Annotated in this window: 18 protein-coding genes; 3 read left to right on the top strand and 15 right to left on the bottom strand. The window is 55.8% G+C overall.

The window, feature by feature from the left end:
* Positions 1 to 129 precede the first annotated feature (129 nt).
* From DA792_RS14025 to ccrA, 3 genes are all read right to left on the bottom strand, one after another.
* A complete protein-coding gene (locus tag DA792_RS14025) occupies positions 130 to 768 on the bottom strand; it encodes an acyl-homoserine-lactone synthase (RefSeq protein ID WP_107720475.1) in 639 nt (212 codons plus the stop codon).
* 161 nt (positions 769 to 929) lie between these two features.
* Positions 930 to 1,643, bottom strand: a complete 714-nt coding sequence (locus DA792_RS14030; RefSeq protein ID WP_107720476.1) for a helix-turn-helix transcriptional regulator — start codon at positions 1,641 to 1,643, stop codon at positions 930 to 932.
* A gap of 670 nt (positions 1,644 to 2,313) precedes the next feature.
* Positions 2,314 to 3,594 carry a crotonyl-CoA carboxylase/reductase gene (gene ccrA / locus DA792_RS14045; protein ID WP_107720479.1) on the bottom strand — a complete coding sequence of 427 codons (1,281 nt, stop codon included), beginning with the start codon at positions 3,592 to 3,594 and terminating at the stop codon, positions 2,314 to 2,316.
* Positions 3,595 to 4,013: 419 nt separating this feature from the next.
* Between ccrA and DA792_RS14050 the strand changes: the two genes are divergently transcribed.
* The 3 genes from DA792_RS14050 to DA792_RS14060 all read left to right on the top strand — a co-directional run bounded on the left by DA792_RS14050 (position 4,014) and on the right by DA792_RS14060 (position 7,846).
* Positions 4,014 to 5,981, top strand: coding sequence for a methylmalonyl-CoA mutase family protein (locus tag DA792_RS14050; RefSeq protein ID WP_107720480.1), 1,968 nt, complete (start codon positions 4,014 to 4,016; stop codon positions 5,979 to 5,981).
* 60 nt (positions 5,982 to 6,041) lie between these two features.
* Complete coding sequence (gene deoD, locus DA792_RS14055) at positions 6,042 to 6,749, top strand: purine-nucleoside phosphorylase (RefSeq protein WP_107720481.1); 708 nt, start codon at positions 6,042 to 6,044, stop codon at positions 6,747 to 6,749.
* Positions 6,750 to 6,856: 107 nt separating this feature from the next.
* Complete coding sequence (locus DA792_RS14060) at positions 6,857 to 7,846, top strand: aldo/keto reductase (RefSeq protein WP_199908068.1); 990 nt, start codon at positions 6,857 to 6,859, stop codon at positions 7,844 to 7,846.
* Positions 7,847 to 7,986: 140 nt separating this feature from the next.
* Here the strand turns inward: DA792_RS14060 and DA792_RS22275 are convergent, their stop codons facing one another.
* From DA792_RS22275 to DA792_RS14120, 12 genes are all read right to left on the bottom strand, one after another.
* A complete protein-coding gene (locus DA792_RS22275) occupies positions 7,987 to 8,160 on the bottom strand; it encodes a hypothetical protein (protein ID WP_159075278.1) in 174 nt (57 codons plus the stop codon).
* 430 nt (positions 8,161 to 8,590) lie between these two features.
* A complete protein-coding gene (creD, locus tag DA792_RS14070) occupies positions 8,591 to 10,033 on the bottom strand; it encodes a cell envelope integrity protein CreD (protein WP_107720483.1) in 1,443 nt (480 codons plus the stop codon).
* 62 nt (positions 10,034 to 10,095) lie between these two features.
* A complete protein-coding gene (locus tag DA792_RS14075) occupies positions 10,096 to 10,860 on the bottom strand; it encodes an FkbM family methyltransferase (protein WP_159075279.1) in 765 nt (254 codons plus the stop codon).
* 186 nt (positions 10,861 to 11,046) lie between these two features.
* The gene (locus DA792_RS14080) at positions 11,047 to 11,826 is read right to left on the bottom strand and encodes a succinate dehydrogenase iron-sulfur subunit (RefSeq protein WP_009573375.1); all 780 of its coding nucleotides are present in this window, start codon (positions 11,824 to 11,826) and stop codon (positions 11,047 to 11,049) included.
* 88 nt (positions 11,827 to 11,914) lie between these two features.
* The gene (locus DA792_RS14085) at positions 11,915 to 12,538 is read right to left on the bottom strand and encodes a sulfotransferase (RefSeq protein ID WP_107720485.1); all 624 of its coding nucleotides are present in this window, start codon (positions 12,536 to 12,538) and stop codon (positions 11,915 to 11,917) included.
* Between the two features lie 17 nt (positions 12,539 to 12,555).
* Positions 12,556 to 14,364: a succinate dehydrogenase flavoprotein subunit gene (sdhA, locus tag DA792_RS14090; RefSeq protein WP_107720486.1), complete on the bottom strand. Its 1,809-nt coding sequence runs from the start codon at positions 14,362 to 14,364 to the stop codon at positions 12,556 to 12,558.
* An 11-nt stretch (positions 14,365 to 14,375) separates the two neighbouring features.
* Positions 14,376 to 14,747 carry a succinate dehydrogenase, hydrophobic membrane anchor protein gene (locus DA792_RS14095; RefSeq protein ID WP_009573377.1) on the bottom strand — a complete coding sequence of 124 codons (372 nt, stop codon included), beginning with the start codon at positions 14,745 to 14,747 and terminating at the stop codon, positions 14,376 to 14,378.
* Positions 14,748 to 14,757: 10 nt separating this feature from the next.
* On the bottom strand, positions 14,758 to 15,147 hold the full coding sequence (gene sdhC / locus DA792_RS14100; RefSeq protein ID WP_009573378.1) for a succinate dehydrogenase, cytochrome b556 subunit: 390 nt from the start codon (positions 15,145 to 15,147) through the stop codon (positions 14,758 to 14,760).
* A gap of 304 nt (positions 15,148 to 15,451) precedes the next feature.
* Positions 15,452 to 16,483: a MaoC family dehydratase gene (locus DA792_RS14105; RefSeq protein ID WP_107720487.1), complete on the bottom strand. Its 1,032-nt coding sequence runs from the start codon at positions 16,481 to 16,483 to the stop codon at positions 15,452 to 15,454.
* Position 16,484: 1 nt separating this feature from the next.
* Entirely contained in the window at positions 16,485 to 16,688 is a 204-nt protein-coding gene (locus DA792_RS14110; protein WP_009573380.1) for a DUF1737 domain-containing protein, read from the bottom strand.
* The gene (locus tag DA792_RS14115; protein WP_107720488.1) at positions 16,685 to 17,242 is read right to left on the bottom strand and encodes an NnrU family protein; all 558 of its coding nucleotides are present in this window, start codon (positions 17,240 to 17,242) and stop codon (positions 16,685 to 16,687) included. Before DA792_RS14115 ends, DA792_RS14110 begins: the two co-directional genes overlap by 4 nt.
* Positions 17,243 to 17,244: 2 nt before the next feature.
* Entirely contained in the window at positions 17,245 to 18,099 is an 855-nt protein-coding gene (locus DA792_RS14120) for an HpcH/HpaI aldolase/citrate lyase family protein (protein WP_107720489.1), read from the bottom strand.
* Positions 18,100 to 18,138: the final 39 nt, after the last annotated feature.

The following is an 18,138-nucleotide window of genomic DNA, read 5'->3' on the forward strand; positions in this document are numbered from 1 at the left end:
GCTGAATCAAAGATTAAGATTGAAACGCGCAAAAGATCGAAATGGCCCATGCGTATCTCCTCTCACCTGTCTCAGGCGTGAGGAGATACGCTTTAAAGACCCGCCGTCGAGGACACCAGAGGGAAAGCTTTAGGCGATGGCACGCATGTCATCCCAGTGCCGGTGATCAAAGGCGTCGTGGAACCAACGTTTTGAAATCGCTCGATCAATCCCGGCGCGCGCCAATGTGGGTGCAAAAACTTCTTCGCGCATCTCCCACAAACCAACACCAATGGTGTCACGCCCTTCGCCGACACGGCCCAGCACATCCGGGACGAGACCCATGAGGGAATAAATCCGCTCCATCCGTGGGTCAAAGACACCGACGAAATGTTTGAGTTGGAATTCCTCCATGATCTCGCCCGCCGCCAAGGTCAGTGCGGCGGTCACCCGGCGATCCGCACCGGGGGCGAGACAAAACCGGGTACATTCCCAAATGAACGGGCTTTCAATGCGCACATCGTCCGTGAGGTGAGAAAAATGGTCGTTGACCATCGTGTCGCCCGTGGTCGGCAAAAATCGCATCGACCCACCGTGGGAGCCGTCCGCTTTTTGCCAAATCACGTAGAGGGGATTGATGTCATCGTATTCGTCGCGTTCTTCGCCAGCCTCGTTCACATGCACGTCCCAACCGAGACGATTTTTGAATTGATCGGCGCGATCACGAAACATCGTATCGCGCAAACGCGGAAAATGGTGAAGGTCATCGCCGTAAATATAGCGCAACATAGGGTGGGTGCTCCTGTCTCCGTCAACTGGAGAGGACGCTACGGTCCAAGTGTTAACCATAACCTATCCAAAGCGTACGCAGGGTGCGACATATGTTCACCTTGTGTTCTATGCTTGCTTTTTGTGCACTTTACCGCTCAAACCATCCTTGATTGAGCCAGTTAGACGATGATCACACCCATCGAAAGGGCCCGCGCAACCGCGTGAGTCGTATTCAACGCGCCGAGTTTGTGGCGTGCCGATTCGATATAGACCCGTAGCGTATGCTCAGAAATTCCAAGTTCCGCCGCCGCCTGCGCCCGGCTCAGCCCTTTGGCGATATGGGTGATCGCGGACAATTCCCGAGGCGAGAGCGCAGGGGTTGACTGGCTTTCATCTACGGCCTCAAAGGCCAAAGCTTTTTTATTGAACTCATGAGCCACAACAACGAGATCTCTTTGGGTGCGGAAAATAAGATGATCCCAGTCCTCATCCGTGGCCGAGTGGTTTAAGGTGAACAGAGCAAATTGACCATTTGGGCCGCGGATCGGAATGGTGTAGCCTTGGTTCCCGACCCCGTAATCAAGTGCATCGCGAAAAAAGGCCTTAGCGGCTTTTGAGGACCAATCCAGTTTCTTCCAGTTGACAGGAGTGAACCGTTGGAAACATCCGAAAATCACCGGGTCCATGCGCAGGTAGTCTTTTTCAAGGTAGCGGTCGACCCATTCGGAGGAATATGTGCCAGCACCAAACCTTTCCCCAACGCTATTGACCCAATGGTAAACCACATGGGAAATCGCTAGGAGGTCGCGCAAATTCTCCGTTGCACTTTGAAAGTCTTCGAACGTTTCAACTTGCTGGATATCCTCCAGAAAGTCTTGCAAATCCGCCGTCATGCACCCCCACCTGTTCCGACTCCGGGCTCACGTTAGAGAGCTCCGCCGCGACGACGAGGCAAGCATCGCCCAACTGCTCAGCACTTGCTGTCAGGCCATTCTGCTCCGCAAACGTCCGCAGGTCTGTAAGTACATCAAGTATCCAATCGTTGCGCATGTAAACCCTCTTTCGGTTATCAAAGTGGTTGCAGTTTCAACCCTAGACAGTGTTTTTGCATTTTGAAATTCGCGAAAATCGCCTCCCCATAAATAGGGAGGCGGCTTGCTATAACGTATTGAATTATAATATTTCGTTTATTTTCCATAACTTGTAAGTTGCAAAACTCGATGCGAGACTCCAACACACGGGGATTCGCAGGGCCAGTGGGGAATATCAATCTAGGGTTGAATTCTTCCGAATAAAAAATCGAAAAAATCCACTCAAAATGGGAGCACTTCCAAATTTGGCGGCAGCCCCCCAGATCCACAATCATCTCTGTCATTTCGTCAGAACAGGAGCGGACGCGCCGCTTACATGCGTGACGTTAGGAGGGGGGATCATCGGATCATAGGTCTGCGGACGTCGGCCTCATTTGGGTCGTTGCGATCGGCCGGAACGACGCTCCCAAATAAAATCCCGCCCCTCGAAAGAAGGGCGGGACATTGAACCATTCAGGTCCGCGCAAAGGTCTTATTTGCCCGCGTCGATCACGTCTTGCAACGTGTGAAGGCCGGTTGTTGGCGCTTGCACCAGCACAGACATGTTACCCGGCTTATGTTCGTTGCGCAGCATTTTCATGTGTGCTGCGGGGATCTCGTCCCAAGTGAACGTTTCAGAGAGGAACGGATGAATCCGCTTTTCGATCATCATCAGGTTGGCGGCAGCCGCTTGTTTGAGATGGGCGAAATGCGAGCCCTGCAAACGCTTTTGGTGCATCCAGATATAACGCACGTCAAAGGTCAGGTTGTAGCCGGTGGTCCCGGCACAGATCACAACCATCCCGCCTTTTTTACAGACGAAACTGGAGACCGGGAAGGTGCTCTCGCCGGGGTGTTCAAACACGATATCGACGTTTTTGCCTTTGCCGGTGATGTCCCAGATCGCTTTGCCGAATTTCCGCGCCTCATTGAACCAGGTGTTATACTCAGGCGTGTTCACTGTCGGGAGTTGCCCCCAGCAGTTGAAATCTTTGCGGTTGATCACGCCTTTTGCGCCCAGCCCCATAACGAAATCGCGTTTGCTTTCGTCCGAGATCACGCCGATGGCATTCGCGCCCGCAGCCGTGATCAATTGGATCGCATAGGTGCCCAGACCGCCAGACGCACCCCAAACCAAAACGTTCATGCCCGGTTTCAACTCATGCGGCGGGTGGCCAAAGAGCATCCGATACGCGGTGGCCAGTGTCAGCGTGTAGCAGGCGCTTTCTTCCCACGTCAGGTGGGTCGGACGCGGCAAAAGCTGTTGCGCTTGAACGCGGGTGAATTGCGCGAAGGAGCCGTCCGGGGTTTCATAGCCCCAAATCCGCTGGGACGGGGAATACATTGGATCGCCGCCATTGCACTCTTCGTCGTCGCCGTCGTCTTGGTTGCAATGGATCACAACCTCATCGCCGACTTTCCAATTTTTCACCGCAGAGCCAACCGCCCAAACGATGCCGGACGCGTCGGAACCCGCGATGTGGTAGTCTGCGCCGTGGCCGTCGAACGGCGAGATCGGCACGCCGAGCCCCGCCCAAACGCCATTGTAGTTCACGCCAGCCGCCATCACGAGCACAAGCACTTCATGAGGCTCAAGTGCCGGTGTCTCAACGACTTCTTGTTTAAAGGAGGTTTCTGGTTCGCCATGACGTTCGCGGCGGATCGCCCAAGCGTACATTTTCGCTGGAACATAGCCCATGGGAGGCATCTCACCGACCTCATAGAGATCTTTTTCTTCGGCTGTGTAGGTCGTCAGCTTCGTATCAAGCGCCATCTTCAGTCCTCCATATCTTCGGGGCCGGGTTTCCCAAGGCCTCATCTTTATCTGTGTTGTTTGGGGCCCTTTTGACGACACCATCAGGCATCATTGAAAGGGCCCCGCCCTGCGCCGCAATGCAGAATCGCGGGCTCTCTGTCTCCTAGATACGATTTGAAAAGTAATTATGCAATGCTAATGCAGCATTTTTTGAAATTTTATAACCGAGCGAATGCAGCATTTTAAAAAATTTCCTACAAAAACAAGGCAGCCTACGACCAAAAGGCGAGACGATATCCTTACGTCACTAAGAAAACAGCCTCTTTTCGCGTCCTGCCGCATCGCGGCGAATTGACATTGGCACATTATTCCACGCATAAACGCTTCTGAGAAATATTATTGCCCATCGAAAGATGTCAAAGCTGACGAGGCCCGCCATGACTGATACGAAAAAGGATAAACCCTGGCTCTTCCGCACCTATGCGGGCCATTCGACGGCGAAAGCGTCCAACGCGCTCTACCGCACCAACCTGTCCAAAGGTCAGACCGGCCTGTCCGTGGCTTTCGATCTGCCCACTCAGACCGGCTATGACAGCGACCATGAGCTCGCCAAAGGTGAAGTCGGCAAAGTCGGCGTGCCAGTGGCGCATTTGGGCGACATGCGGATGTTGTTCAAAGACATCCCGCTGGAGCAGATGAACACTTCGATGACGATCAACGCCACGGCCCCATGGTTGTTGGCGCTGTATATCGCCGCGGCTGAGGAGCAAGGCGCGGATGTGTCGAAACTTCAGGGCACGGTTCAAAACGACATCATCAAAGAATACCTGTCGCGCGGCACATATGTTTGCCCGCCACGCCCATCGCTGCGGATGATCACCGATGTCGCCGCCTATACGCGCGAGTACCTGCCAAAATGGAACCCGATGAACATCTGTTCCTATCACCTGCAAGAGGCAGGTGCGACGCCGGAACAGGAACTGGCTTTTGCGCTCGCCACCGCCATCGCCGTTTTGGACGACCTGAAAGAAAAAGTGCCCGCCGAGGCCTTCCCGGAAATGGTCGGGCGGATTTCGTTCTTTGTGAATGCAGGCATTCGCTTTGTCACCGAACTGTGCAAAATGCGCGCCTTTGTCGAGCTGTGGGACGAGATCACCCGTGAGCGCTACGGCGTTGAAGACCCGAAATTCCGCCGCTTCCGCTATGGGGTTCAGGTCAACTCATTGGGCCTCACCGAGCAGCAGCCAGAAAACAACGTCTACCGCATTCTGATCGAAATGCTTGCCGTGACCCTGTCCAAAAACGCCCGCGCCCGCGCCGTGCAATTGCCGGCATGGAACGAGGCGCTTGGCCTGCCGCGCCCCTTTGATCAGCAATGGTCGCTGCGGATGCAACAAATCTTGGCCTATGAGACCGACCTGTTGGAATATGACGACCTGTTCGACAACAACCCCGCCGTGGACCGTAAGGTGAGCGAGTTGAAAGCGGGCGCACGCGCCGAACTTGACACGCTGGACGGCATGGGCGGCGCGATTGAGGCGATTGAATATATGAAATCGCGTCTGGTCGAAAGCAACGCCGAGCGTATTTCCAAAATCGAAGGCGGCGAGACCGTTGTCGTCGGGGTGAACCGCTGGACCGTGGGCGAACCATCGCCACTGACCACTGGCGATGGTTCGATCATGAAATCCGACCCAGAGGCCGAAGCCGATCAAATCGGGCGTTTACAAGAGTGGCGGCAGTCGCGCAACGAGGTCGCCGTGCAAGCCGCGCTGACCAAATTGCGCGAGGCGGCGAAATCTGGCGTCAATATCATGCCCGCCTCGATTGAGGCCGCGAAAGCCGGGGCAACGACGGGCGAATGGGGGGACATGGTGCGTGCGGCCTTTGGCCAGTACCGTGGCCCGACCGGGGTGTCCGTGAACCCGTCGAACCGCACCGAAGGCCTGGACGAAATCCGCGACGAGGTCGCACGCGTGTCGACCTCTCTGGGCCGTAAACTCAAATTCCTCGTCGGCAAACCCGGTCTTGACGGCCACTCCAACGGCGCCGAACAAATTGCCGCCCGCGCCCGCGATGCGGGAATGGACATCACCTATGAGGGCATCCGCCTGACGCCCTCTGAGATTGTCGAAGCGGCGGGGCGTGATGAGGCGCATGTCGTCGGCCTGTCGATCCTGTCGGGGTCGCATATGCCGTTGATGGCGGACTTGATGGAACGGATGAAAGAGGCTGGTCTCGGGCACATCCCGGTGGTCGTGGGCGGCATTATTCCCGAAGCGGATGAAAAGGCGCTTTTGGCGATGGGCATCGCCCGCGTCTACACCCCGAAAGATTTCGAACTCAACCGTATCATGTTCGACATCGTCGGTTTGGTTGATCCAGCGTCTGAGGCCGCCGAGTAAGGCTGGTCCCCACGAAAATCAAAGCTATAGTCGGGGCAACTCAAACAAAGAGGTGCCTCGATGCCGACCCCCCATATTGCCGCCAAGCCCGGAGAGATTGCCGAAACCGTTTTGATGCCAGGCGATCCGTACCGCGCCAAATGGGCGGCTGAGAATTTTCTAGATGACGCCGTTTTGGTCAACGAAGTGCGCGGCATGTTGGGCTTTACCGGCACCTATAAAGGCAACCGTGTCACCATTCACGGCTCCGGCATGGGCATGCCGTCTCTGTCGATCTACGCCAATGAGTTGATCACTGAATATGGTGCAAAAACCCTGATCCGTATCGGGTCATGTGGCGCGATGCAGCATCATATCAAAGTGCGTGACGTGGTGATCGCGATGACCGCGACCACGCTCTCAACCCCGTCTCGCGGGATTTTCAAAGAACTGAACTTCGCGCCGTGTGCCGATTATGGCTTGCTTGAGGCCGCTGTCGCCGCCGCGCGGACCAAAGACACTGGCGTACATGTCGGCGGGATTTATTCCTCTGATGTGTTTTATGACGAGCGGCCCGACCTGACCGAAATCATGGTGCGTCACGGTATCTTGGGCGTCGAAATGGAGGCCGCAGAGCTGTATAATCTCGCCGCCCGTCATGGCGTGCGCGCGCTTGGTATCATGACCGTTTCGGATCATTTGCTGACCCATGAGGCCCTGCCCTCAAAGGACCGCGAGCGCAGCTTTGGCGACATGGTCGAAATCGCACTTGAGGCGGCGTTTGCCTAGAACTTTAAGGTCTGCGGCTTGTTTTTCTGCACCTGCACCCTACCTGTTCAAGGGCTGCCCAGACGGGTGGCCCTTTCCCATCAGATCAGAAGATAAGGAGGACGTTGATGTCCATCCCTAAACGCCAACTCGGAAAAGATGGTCCGATGGTCAGTGCCATCGGATTTGGCTGTATGAGCTTTGCGGGCTTTTTTGGTCCCGCTGATGATGACACCAGCCTTGAAACTTTGGCCGCAGTCGAGGCCGCTGGCATCGACTTTTGGGACACCGCCAATATCTACGGCATGGGGCGCTCTGAGCGCATTGTCGGGCAGTATTTGAAAGAAACCCAAGCAAAAGTGACACTCGCCACCAAGGTCGGCATCGTGCCCGGACCGCCGCGCGGCTTTTCCAATGAGGCGGATTACATCCGTGCCGAACTTGAAAGCTCGCTTGAGAAACTGAACCGCGACAAGGTTGAGCTTTATTATATCCACCGCCGTGAACAGGAACGCCCCATCGAAGAGGTGGCCGAAACCATGGGCCGGTTGATCGAAGAGGGGTTGATTGACGCCTGGGGCCTCTCTGAGGTCGCGCCTTCAACCATTCAGCGCGCACATCGCGTGGTGCCGGTCCGGGCGGTGCAAAACGAATATTCGCTTTGGTCGCGTCAGCCGGAATTGGGCGTCATTCAGACTTGCGAAGACCTCGGCATCGCCTTTATCCCGTTTTCGCCTTTGGGACGCGGGGTGTTGGGCGATGTAGACCTCGATCCGCCCACTTTCGAAGCCCATGATTTCCGCAAGGTGAACCCGCGCTTTATGGAGCCAAATTGGTCCGCCAATATGGACCATGTCCGCGCCTTCCGCAGCTTTGCTGCCAATAAAGGCGTGACCACATCGGCTTTGGCACTGGCTTGGGTGCTGCATCAGGGCGATCATATGATGCCCATCCCCGGCACCCGCACCGCCGCGCATTTGGCCGAATGGGTCGGTGCCACGTCGATTTCTCTGTCCGAGGACGACCTCTGGGACATTGAAGAGGTTCTGCCCGTGGGCTGGGCCCATGGCGACCGCTACTCAGACGTGCAAATGGTCGGCGTTGAGCGCTATTGCTAAAGCGTTCTGCCATAAACCTGTTTCACGGGTTTATGGCGGAACGCCCGCACCATTGATATGTCTGTCAGCGTCACCAAGTGCCAAACATGAAAAAGCCCCGCATCCTGTGCGGGGCTTTTTGAATTCTGTGGGGGCAGACATCAGTCGGCGTAATAGGCGTACATCTGATCCAAAACAGCAAGTTTGCTTGGAACGATTTGCTCGCTCGATTGCGCAGCCGGTGTGGCCGGAGCGTAATATTCAAGCCACTCCGTGACTTTCATCGCCGAGTCTGCAGTGTCTTTTGCGGTCAGTGCAACATCGTGCAAGGTCATAGTCGATACTCCAATAAGGGTCCGTGCGCAGATGCGCCGGGTGGCCCTCCCTTGCTGTTGAAATATGCCGCAGAGCGGCGCAATACAGCCCCTAAAACACGCATACTCGCCATGCGATTGCTGCAATGCAGAAACTTTTAACGATGTGTAAACCATAATCTAGCGACAAAATCAGAGCTTCGGCACCTGCCCCCCACAGTGCTTTGGTTCCCCCGCAACCGTGCGCGCGCTCGCGCCACAAACCGGACACGCCCAATCCACACCCTCCGCGTCCTTGCTCACTTGCCGCCATTTGCACGCACCGGTTTTCTCCGTGCGCAGGATATACATGGCCACATAGAGACCAATGATCAGGAGGGGAGCGAGGACAAGCATATCTGCCTTTACGTTGGCCCACCGCAAGGAAAACAGCGGCGGGCTCACATATGGGTTACCTGGGGGGCTTTGCCGGGGCCTCGGCCGGGGGCACAGACGGGGGCACAGACGGTGCGGCTTTGGATTTACGCGCCCAAAGCGTCGCTCCCTCCGGGCCATACCAGTCCTCGTTGCGGGTAAAGTACATCGTTGCAGCCAAGGCCGCAAAGGCCAAGGTCGCGCCCGCAAGCAACGCATAATCCGCAGACCGCAGGATCAGGTACAGCACCGCATAGAGCACCAGCAACATCACCCCAAGCACCGATGTGCGCTTGCCAAGGTTAAGCCCGAAAGAGCCAAAAAAGATCAAAAGCCCAATCGTCGCCCCGGCGGAGAGCGCATAGGCCGACGCAAAGCCGATCTGTTCGGCATAGGCCACCATCAGCAAAACAAAAATCGACTGTGCCAGGCCGACAAGAATATATTGAACCGGGTGTGCGGGGCGGTCTGCGCCCTTTTCAACCAACAAAATCGTGAGAAATGTCAGGGCGATAAACAGGATGGCGTAATTGGCCGCGCGGTAAGATTTTTGATAAAAATCATTGGGTTCGATGAATTGCACCCCAAAGGACATGGATTGGCGCAGCGCCGTTGTAAAATCGTCGCGCGTGACCTGCGGGAGGGTACGTGCCAGATGCGGGATGGTCCATTTGGCGGAAAATCCGAGCTCAGAAATCTCTGAGCCATCGGGTAAAAACGCCCCATCAAAACTTGGGTTTGGCCAATCTGAGGTGATTGTGACCGCCGTTTGACGACCCACCGGTGCAATCATCAGAGATTGCGCCCCGTTCAACCCCAGCGTCAAAGCATAAGACCCACGCTCACGCGGATCGCCAATTTGGGCGGTGATCCCGGAACGACCTCGCTCGGAGGCAATCGGTTCAAGTGGCACATCGTTGTTATCAATTGTCAGCGCCGCCTCGCCGCGCAGCGCCGCGTTGTTGGAAATATCAACGGCCAAGCTGGCCTGTTCCCAAAGGATGACCTCATCCTTGTCCACCTCGCCTGCGATGCGCGCCGTCGGAAAATCAAAATCCATCGACACGTTGGCCTGATAGACTGGGACATTGAAAATCCCGCGATGACGCATTTGGGTTTGGGTGCGCATATCGACATCGAACTGGTTTGGATAAAGGTAAATCGGGGCACGATTGAGGGTCACACGCCGGGTGACCTGTTTGAGTATCGCATTGCCATTGCCATCGGTTTTCACCAGCCCAGTTGCCGGGTCAATCACCTCTTCGGATTGAGTTTGATCCACAGTTTCCTGCACGGGAATGATCAAAACCGGACCAGAAATCACCTGGTCCCCGCCCCATTCACGACCGACGTCTTTTAGGGTGTTTTGCGAATAATATTTTCGGCTTTGCACGATATCGGAGACAAAAAACAGTGGGATAAACATCAACAGCGTCAATACCCCGACAATCAAGAACCGTGCCCCGATGGATTTGCGCATTTAACTTTCCTCACACAACACCCGAAACAGCACATCCGGGTAGGGTATTACACGCCCGCAACTCATCCAGCGGGCGCTTGCTCGTGTTGCAATACATAGTGTGCAATCTTTTCAACGATCTTGTCGCGCTCGGACGAAATCCGCTCAACGCGATCAAAAACCACCGTGGGGGTGCGGCCAAAAACCCGCGCCGCATGATATCCGATGGGCGCAAGAAAGGCCTCAATTCGCTCAAACGCCGTCATCGTCCCCGCCTCACAAATCACCATAGGACGGTGGTTTTGGATCAACGCCATCGCTCCGCGCAACACATGCTCTTCGTGCCCTTCAACATCGACTTTCAAAATGCCCAAGCGCCCGGATGGGACGCCCTTTTGAAAATGCCCATCCAAGGTCACGGCCAAAACTGTATGCGATTGATCACCACTGCCAATGGAAAAACTCCCCGGGTTTCCGGCAAATTCCATCCCAAGCGTCACTTGGCCAACCGTGTCGCTGACGGCATAGGGTTCAACCGTGACGGAGTGTGACAAACCATTGAGCGCAACAGCCGCACGCAGAGCGTCAAGGTTGCTTGGAATTGGCTCAAACGCCACAACATGACGTTGTAAAACCCCGGCCATAAAGATGGTGTGATTGCCAATATTGGCACCACAGTCGATCACCCATGTGGCTCCATCCATGCGCGAACACAGAAATTCCAACAGGCGTTTTTCATAAAAATTCCCTGACTTTCGCATGATCGCGCGAATATGGTCCGGCGATGTTTCGGTCGGAAAAATAAAAGCGTCACCGCGAAAATCAATGTCAAAGACCTGCTGCACCATAGGGCCCATCCTCATACACATTCACTCTGGAGCTTTACGAAATCAAAAATGCGCTCCCGCGTTCAATCGGTATCGCAAAAATGCCTGATCTCATAGCCCATCACAAGGACGCAACCACAAGGTGGTGGCAGTAAAAGAAAATCCCGCCAAAAAGGCGGGATTATTCCGTGCTCTATTTTGCAGTGCTCAGTGAGCGCGCTCCAGCATAAGCTTTTTGATATGCGCAATGGCTTTGGCCGGGTTCAACCCTTTCGGACAGGTTTTGGCGCAGTTCATGATGGTGTGGCAGCGATAGAGTTTGAACGGATCTTCCAACTCGTCCAGACGCTCGCCCGTGGCCTCATCGCGAGAGTCGATGATCCAGCGGTACGCGTGAAGCAACGCAGCTGGACCGAGATATTTGTCGCCATTCCACCAATAAGACGGGCAGGATGTGGAGCAAGACGCGCACATCACGCACTCATACAGGCCATCGAGTTTCTTACGATCTTCAATCGACTGACGCCATTCTTTCGCTGGGCGGTTGGTCTTGGTCTCAAGCCACGGCATGATCGACGCGTGTTGGGCGTAGAAATGGGTCAGATCGGGGATAAGGTCTTTGACCACCGACATATGCGGCAGCGGGAAGATGCGAACATCGCCCTTGATCTCGTCCAGACCGTAAATACAGGCCAGCGTGTTGATGCCGTCGATGTTCATCGCACAGGAGCCACAGATGCCCTCGCGGCAAGAGCGGCGGAAGGTCAGGGTCGGGTCGATCTCATTCTTGATCTTGATGAGCGCGTCCAAAACCATCGGGCCACACCGATCCATATCGAGGAAATAGGTGTCAACGCTTGGGTTTTTCTCGTCATCCGGGTTCCAGCGATAGATCTGAAACTTACGGACATTGGTCGCGCCCTCAGGCTTCGGCCAGGTCTTACCTGTGACGATTTTAGAATTCTTGGGAAGGTTAAATTGAACCATTTCAGTCCTCCTTGCGGCGCAGGGCCGGTCTAGCCTAAGTGGGCCCGCGCGCGGGTCTTCCGGTTGTGGTGGCCCCAATGGGCCATATTCAGTTCAAAGTCGGGTGCGAGCCAGTCCGCGATCTTTTGCGGGCTGTCGCAGTCGAGATCAAAGTGCAAAAAGCGTGCCTCGGCCGTGGCAAAGTAGCTTTCGACCTCTGCCGTGTGTTGGTCATACATCTGCGCCCAAAGCGCGGGACGTCGGTCACATCGACGCCGGCCACCTTCGCACAGCGCGCGAGATATGTGCCATTTGCATGGCGCATACGTGAGGACATCCACTCCGCTTTGTCACGGGTGTTGAACAAAAAGTAAGCGTCCGGGTAGGCGGCATGAAGCGCACGAAAGAAGCGTGCGCCATCAATCATGATTTTGCCATCAAGATAGGCCATATCGGAAAACACCCGAATGCCCTCAAACCCGTCCAAAGGCTTGCGCCCCATGGCCATATTGCTGACCATGACCTGCGCAATGTTCCGCCCGTCCGACTCTTTCCAATGCAGCGCGGGAATGCCGTTGGCTTCCATCATGCAATGAAACGTCAACGTCGCGCAGCGGTTAAAACCGATTTGGATGACCAATGGCCCCGTCGTTTCACACGCACCGTTCGCCCCACCGTCACCCTGTTGGGACAACCGTGGGTCAGAACCGTTTATGGGAAAAATCTGGGCCATACCGCTCTACGTCCGCCTTAGAACGTCCGCGCTTTGGGCGCGATTTTTGCAAGGCTGATGCCGCCTTCGGCCTCAGTGGTCAAAGGGGTCTCGATGATCGGACGATAGCTCAGATCAACCTTGTTGCCCTCGACCCGGCTGATCGTGTGAATCCGCCAGTTTTTGTCATCCCGCTCCGGGTAATCTTCGTGGGCATGCGCCCCACGGGATTCTTTGCGGGCTTCAGCGCCATGAATGGTCGCCAAAGCGTTGGGCATCAGGTTGGCCAATTCCAACGTTTCCATCAGATCGGAGTTCCACACCAAGGAGCGATCCGTCACTTTCAGATCGTTCATTTTTGCGGCGACTTCGGTCATCTTCTCGACACCCTCTTTGAGGGTTTTGTCGGTGCGGAACACGGCGGCGTCAGATTGCATCGTGCGCTGCATCTCAAGGCGCAGCTCGGCGGTTGCGATGCTGCCATTGGCGTGGCGCAGACTGTCAAAGCGATCAAACGCCTTGTCGATGGAGGCCTGGTTCAACTCCGGGTTCGGCGTTTTCGGATCAACGATCCCACCGGCGCGGATCGCGGCGGCACGGCCAAAGACCACGAGGTCGATGAGCGAGTTGGACCCCAGACGGTTCGCACCATGCACAGAGGCACAGCCCGCTTCGCCCACGGCCATCAGGCCCGGAACGATCGCGGTCGGATCGTCTTTGGTCGGGTTGAGCACCTCACCGTGATAGTTGGTGGGGATACCGCCCATGTTGTAATGCACCGTCGGCAGAACCGGGATCGGTTCTTTGGTCACATCCACACCGGCAAAGATTTTCGCAGATTCGGAAATGCCCGGCAGACGTTCGGCCAAGGCTTCTGGTGGAAGGTGGCTGAGGTTGAGGAAGATGTGGTCTTTATGTTCGCCCACACCGCGGCCTTCGCGGATTTCCATGGTCATGGAGCGGGACACATAGTCACGCGGCGCAAGGTCTTTGTAGGTTGGCGCGTAGCGTTCCATAAAGCGTTCGCCTTCGGAGTTGGTAAGATACCCCCCCTCGCCGCGCGCGCCTTCGGTGATCAAACAACCCGAACCGTAGATGCCGGTCGGGTGGAACTGAACGAATTCCATATCCTGAAGCGCAAGCCCCGCCCGCGCCACCATGCCGCCGCCGTCACCGGTACAGGTGTGTGCGGAAGTGGCGGAGAAGAACGCGCGGCCATAGCCGCCGGTCGCCAGAACCACCATTTTGGCATTGAAGACGTGGAAGGTACCGTCATCGAGTTTCCAACACAGCACACCCTGACATTGACCGTCTTCGGACATGATCAGGTCGATGGCGAAATATTCGACGTAGAACTCGGCTTTCTCTTTCAGAGACTGGCCATAAAGCGTGTGCAGGATCGCGTGGCCGGTGCGGTCAGCCGCCGCGCAGGTGCGCTGCACGGGCGGGCCTTCGCCAAATTCGGTGGTGTGGCCGCCGAAGGGGCGCTGGTAAATCTTGCCTTCTTCGGTGCGCGAAAACGGCACGCCGTAATGCTCAAGCTCATAGACCGCTTTGGGGGCTTCGCGGGCGAGGTATTCCATCGCATCCGTATCGCCCAACCAGTCAGAGCCTTTGACGGTGTCGAACATGTGCCATTGCCAGTTGTCCGGCCCCATGTTGGACAGAGACGCGGCAATGCCACCCTGTGCCGCAACCGTGTGGGAGCGGGTCGGGAACACTTTGGTCACACAGGCGGTGCGCAGACCTTGTTCGGCCATGCCCAATGTGGCGCGCAGGCCAGAGCCACCCGCACCAACAACAACGACGTCATAGTCGTGGGTTTCGTATTCATATGCAGCGGTCATATCGGTCTTCCTTACAGCGCGAGTTTCACGAGGGAGAACAGGCCTGCTGCGATCAAGGCGTAGCAGAAGAAGTTCATCCCGATCACGAGGAACTTGCGGAAAAATCCGGAGGTGTAGTCCTCGACCATCATTTGCCAGCCGCGCATCATGTGTAGCATCGACACGATGATGGTCAGCCCTGCGACGATGGAGGGGAATGGGCGGCTGTAATAGGCCAGCACCTCTTCATAGGTGCCACCCAGCGCGCAGCCAAAGGTGAAGATGAACAGCGGGATCAGAACCAACAGGCCGATCGAAGAGGTGATCATGAACCAGTGGTGATCTGCGCCGTGTTTTGCAGCGCCAAGGCCGACTGCGAGTTTGCGATCTGTGAGAAATGACATGGGTGCCTCCTTAGACCACAAGAGCGGTGAGAACGGTCAGGATGGTTGCGCCAATGATCATGGCCCACCCCATTTTTTCGGACACGTCGACATCAAGGCAATAGCCCGCATCCCAGATCAGGTGCCGGATGCCACCACCGAGGTGATACCAAAGCGCCCAAACGGACAGGAACATCACGATGTCACCGACCCAAGAGCGGATCAGCCAATCGACGAATTCGAAATACTCAGGGCCAGTTGCGGCGGCGAGAAGCCACCAGACGCACAGAAAAGACGCCGCGATCAGCGCGTTGCCTGTGATCCGAACCATGACCGAGGAAAATGCGGTCATTTGAAGCCGATAATATTTGACGAACATGAAGGGGGACAGCGGGCGATTGCCGCGGTTCACATCAGCCATGGTGACGTCCTTTCACGATGGGTGCAGTTATAGGTTGGCTTTGGTATGATACCTTTCTGGAGTGAAGTCATCAGTTGAGTGCGCTAACATCGCCTAAATTTTGTCATTTCACCCTTAGATTTTTGCATTTGTGATCACTAATTTTATGCTGTGATCACAAAATGGGGCAATTCATTTTTCTTAGGGTTTTACTCAGCATAGCAAATCCTCGAATCCGCTTCACGGTGGCAGCAAGGATAGAAAAAGGGCCGCGCATCTCCTGCACGGCCCTTTTTGCGATCACAAAATTAAGAATTGCGACACATCACAGCGGCACAACCGCCCAGTAATCCAGATCCAACAAAACATCCGGGTGATATTTGCCCGCCTCGTCCTTATAGGCAAACTCCGGCGCGCCGTGTTTGTAGGCCACAAGACGCAGGCGCAACGCGCCCACACCCGGCGCAGAGGTTTCCGCCTTATCAAGCACTTCGGTATAGGCGCGCACGGTATCCCCGGTGAAACACGGATTGGCATGAGCGCCACCATTCAGGCCCACAATCATCTGCGCATTGGCCAGCCCGTTGAACGACAAGGCCCGCGCCATGGAAATCACATGACCACCATAAATCAAGCGCTTGCCATCTTCGCGATTGGTCGCATCGAAATGCACTTTGGCGGTGTTCTGCCACAGGCGCGTCGCCAACATGTGCTCGGCTTCTTCAATCGTCACGCCATCGACGTGATCAATCTTTTCGCCAATCTCATAATCGGCAAAGCGATGCTGCTCCCCCGCCAGCGTGAAATTGTAGCGCAGGAAATCAAGCCCCTCGGGGATTTTCAAATCCTCGGGCGCAACAACTTTCTTCAGCTCCGGGATCACCGTATCGGGCGCAGGCGCGTCCAGATCACGTTTGCGCACCATCACCCAACGGACATATTCCAACACCGGCTCATCAAATTGATTGAGCCCGGTGGTGCGGACATAGACGACACCGGATTTGCCGTTGGAGTTCTGTTTGAGGCCAATCACCTCCGACACAGAGCGTAGCGTGTCGCCGGGATAAACCGGTTTCAACCACCGCCCCTCGGCGTAGCCAAGGTTGGCGACAGCATTCAGTGAAATATCCGGGACAGATTTACCAAACACGACGTGGAAGGCAATCAGATCATCCAGCGGGCTTTTGTCCAACCCACAGTTTTCCGCAAATTCATCCGAGGAATAAAGCGCATGACGCGCCGGGTAGAGCGCGTGATACATCGCCCGCTCGCCACCCGAGATTGTGCGCGGCACAGCGTGCTCGATCACTTGCCCGATCTTATAATCCTCGAAAAAATGTCCCGAATTGGTTTTCACCCTAAAGTCCTCCCAGTTTCACGTCCGGGCTATAGTCCCCGTCCGCCTCTTTCGTCACCGCCTGCGCACAGCGCATTTTTCCGGTGCTCTCGTCATAGGCGTAGGAGGGCGATCCGTAGAGCGCCCAGCCTTTGTTCAATGCCTCTGTCACCTTGTGACAAAAGGCCGATGTGTCGTCCTCGGTCAAAAGGCGATAGGCTTTCATGCGACTGTCCCCACAAACGGGTTGTACCCCAGCGCAATATGGATGCCCGCAATCACGGCAAAGACCACAAGGCTGATGATCACCAAACGGATGTCACCGGCCATGGACCCGCCTGCATAGGGCACAGGTTTCGGCTCCGCCCGGTTGATCAGCGCCATTTCCACCAAGGCCCAAAGAGTCATGCCGCCAAACAGTACGATGGATGCCGCATCAGCATTGACCAAAAGATGCGCCACGCCCCAGACCACAACCGAGGTCAACATCGGGTGACGCATTTTGGCACGCAGACGGCTTTTGGAATGGCCCAGCGCCAACAAAAACACCGCCACAATCATCAGCGTGTTGTTCACATGGCGCAGATAGGACGGCAGCGCATAAAGATCGACCGTCTCGGAGCTTCGAAAGCCCAGCACCATCAGGATCAGCGCGGCAAACAGCGCAATCGCAATAGCCCCCCTGCCCTTGTCGCCAAGCTTGGCGCGTGCATCAGGTGCGAGACGTTTAAAAAGATGGGCGCCGCTCCACAGCAGCAGCCCGAGAATAAGAAGGGTCATGATCACTCCATTGATTTGATCGCATCGGCTTTGGCGAGGGTCGCCCGTGCCGTTACGATATGGAGATTCTCCACGATTTTACCATCCACAACCGCAACACCTTCGCCTGCGGCCTCTGCCGCCTCAAAGGCTTCGATCTGACGTTTCGCCAAATCAATCTCGCCATCCGAGGGTGCAAAGGCGGCATTGGCCACGTCCAATTGCGCCGGATGGATCAAGGTTTTGCCATCAAAGCCCATGTCGCGGCCCTGATCGCATTCAAATTTCAAACCCTCTTCGTCCTTGAACGCATTGTACACGCCATCAAGGACAACAATCCCATAGGCCTTGGCCGCAATGAGGCACAGATGCAGCCCGCCCATCATCGGCAAGCGGTCGGCGCGAAAGCGGGTGTTCAATTCTTTGGCCAAATCATTGGTGCCCATCACAAAGCCAGCCATGCGCGGATGCGCGGCAATCTCTGCGGCATTCAGCATCCCCAAAGGTGTTTCCATCATCGCCCAAAGCGGCACGTCTGGAATGGCCTGCGCCAAGGCTTCGACCATCGCCGCACTTTCGACTTTCGGCAACAGGATGCCGTCGATGTCCATGCCGACGAAAGCCGCCACATCATCACGGCCCCATTGGGTGTCAAAGCCGTTGACCCGGACAATTTTTGCCCGGTTGCCATAACCACCTGCCGCCAACGTGGCTTTGAGCAGGGTACGGGCGTTTTCTTTTTCCTCGGGGGCGACCGCGTCTTCGAGATCAAACAAGATCGCGTCACAGGCCAGGCCTTTGGCCTTTTCCAGCGCCCGTTCTTTCGAGCCAGGGATGTAAAGAGCAGACCGATAAGGGCGATTGGTGACTTGGGACATTGATTCTTTTCCTCCGCAATATTGTTGCGCAAGAGGCCA

Source organism: Celeribacter baekdonensis (assembly GCF_003047105.1).
GTDB classification, from domain to species: Bacteria; Pseudomonadota; Alphaproteobacteria; order Rhodobacterales; family Rhodobacteraceae; genus Celeribacter; species Celeribacter baekdonensis_B.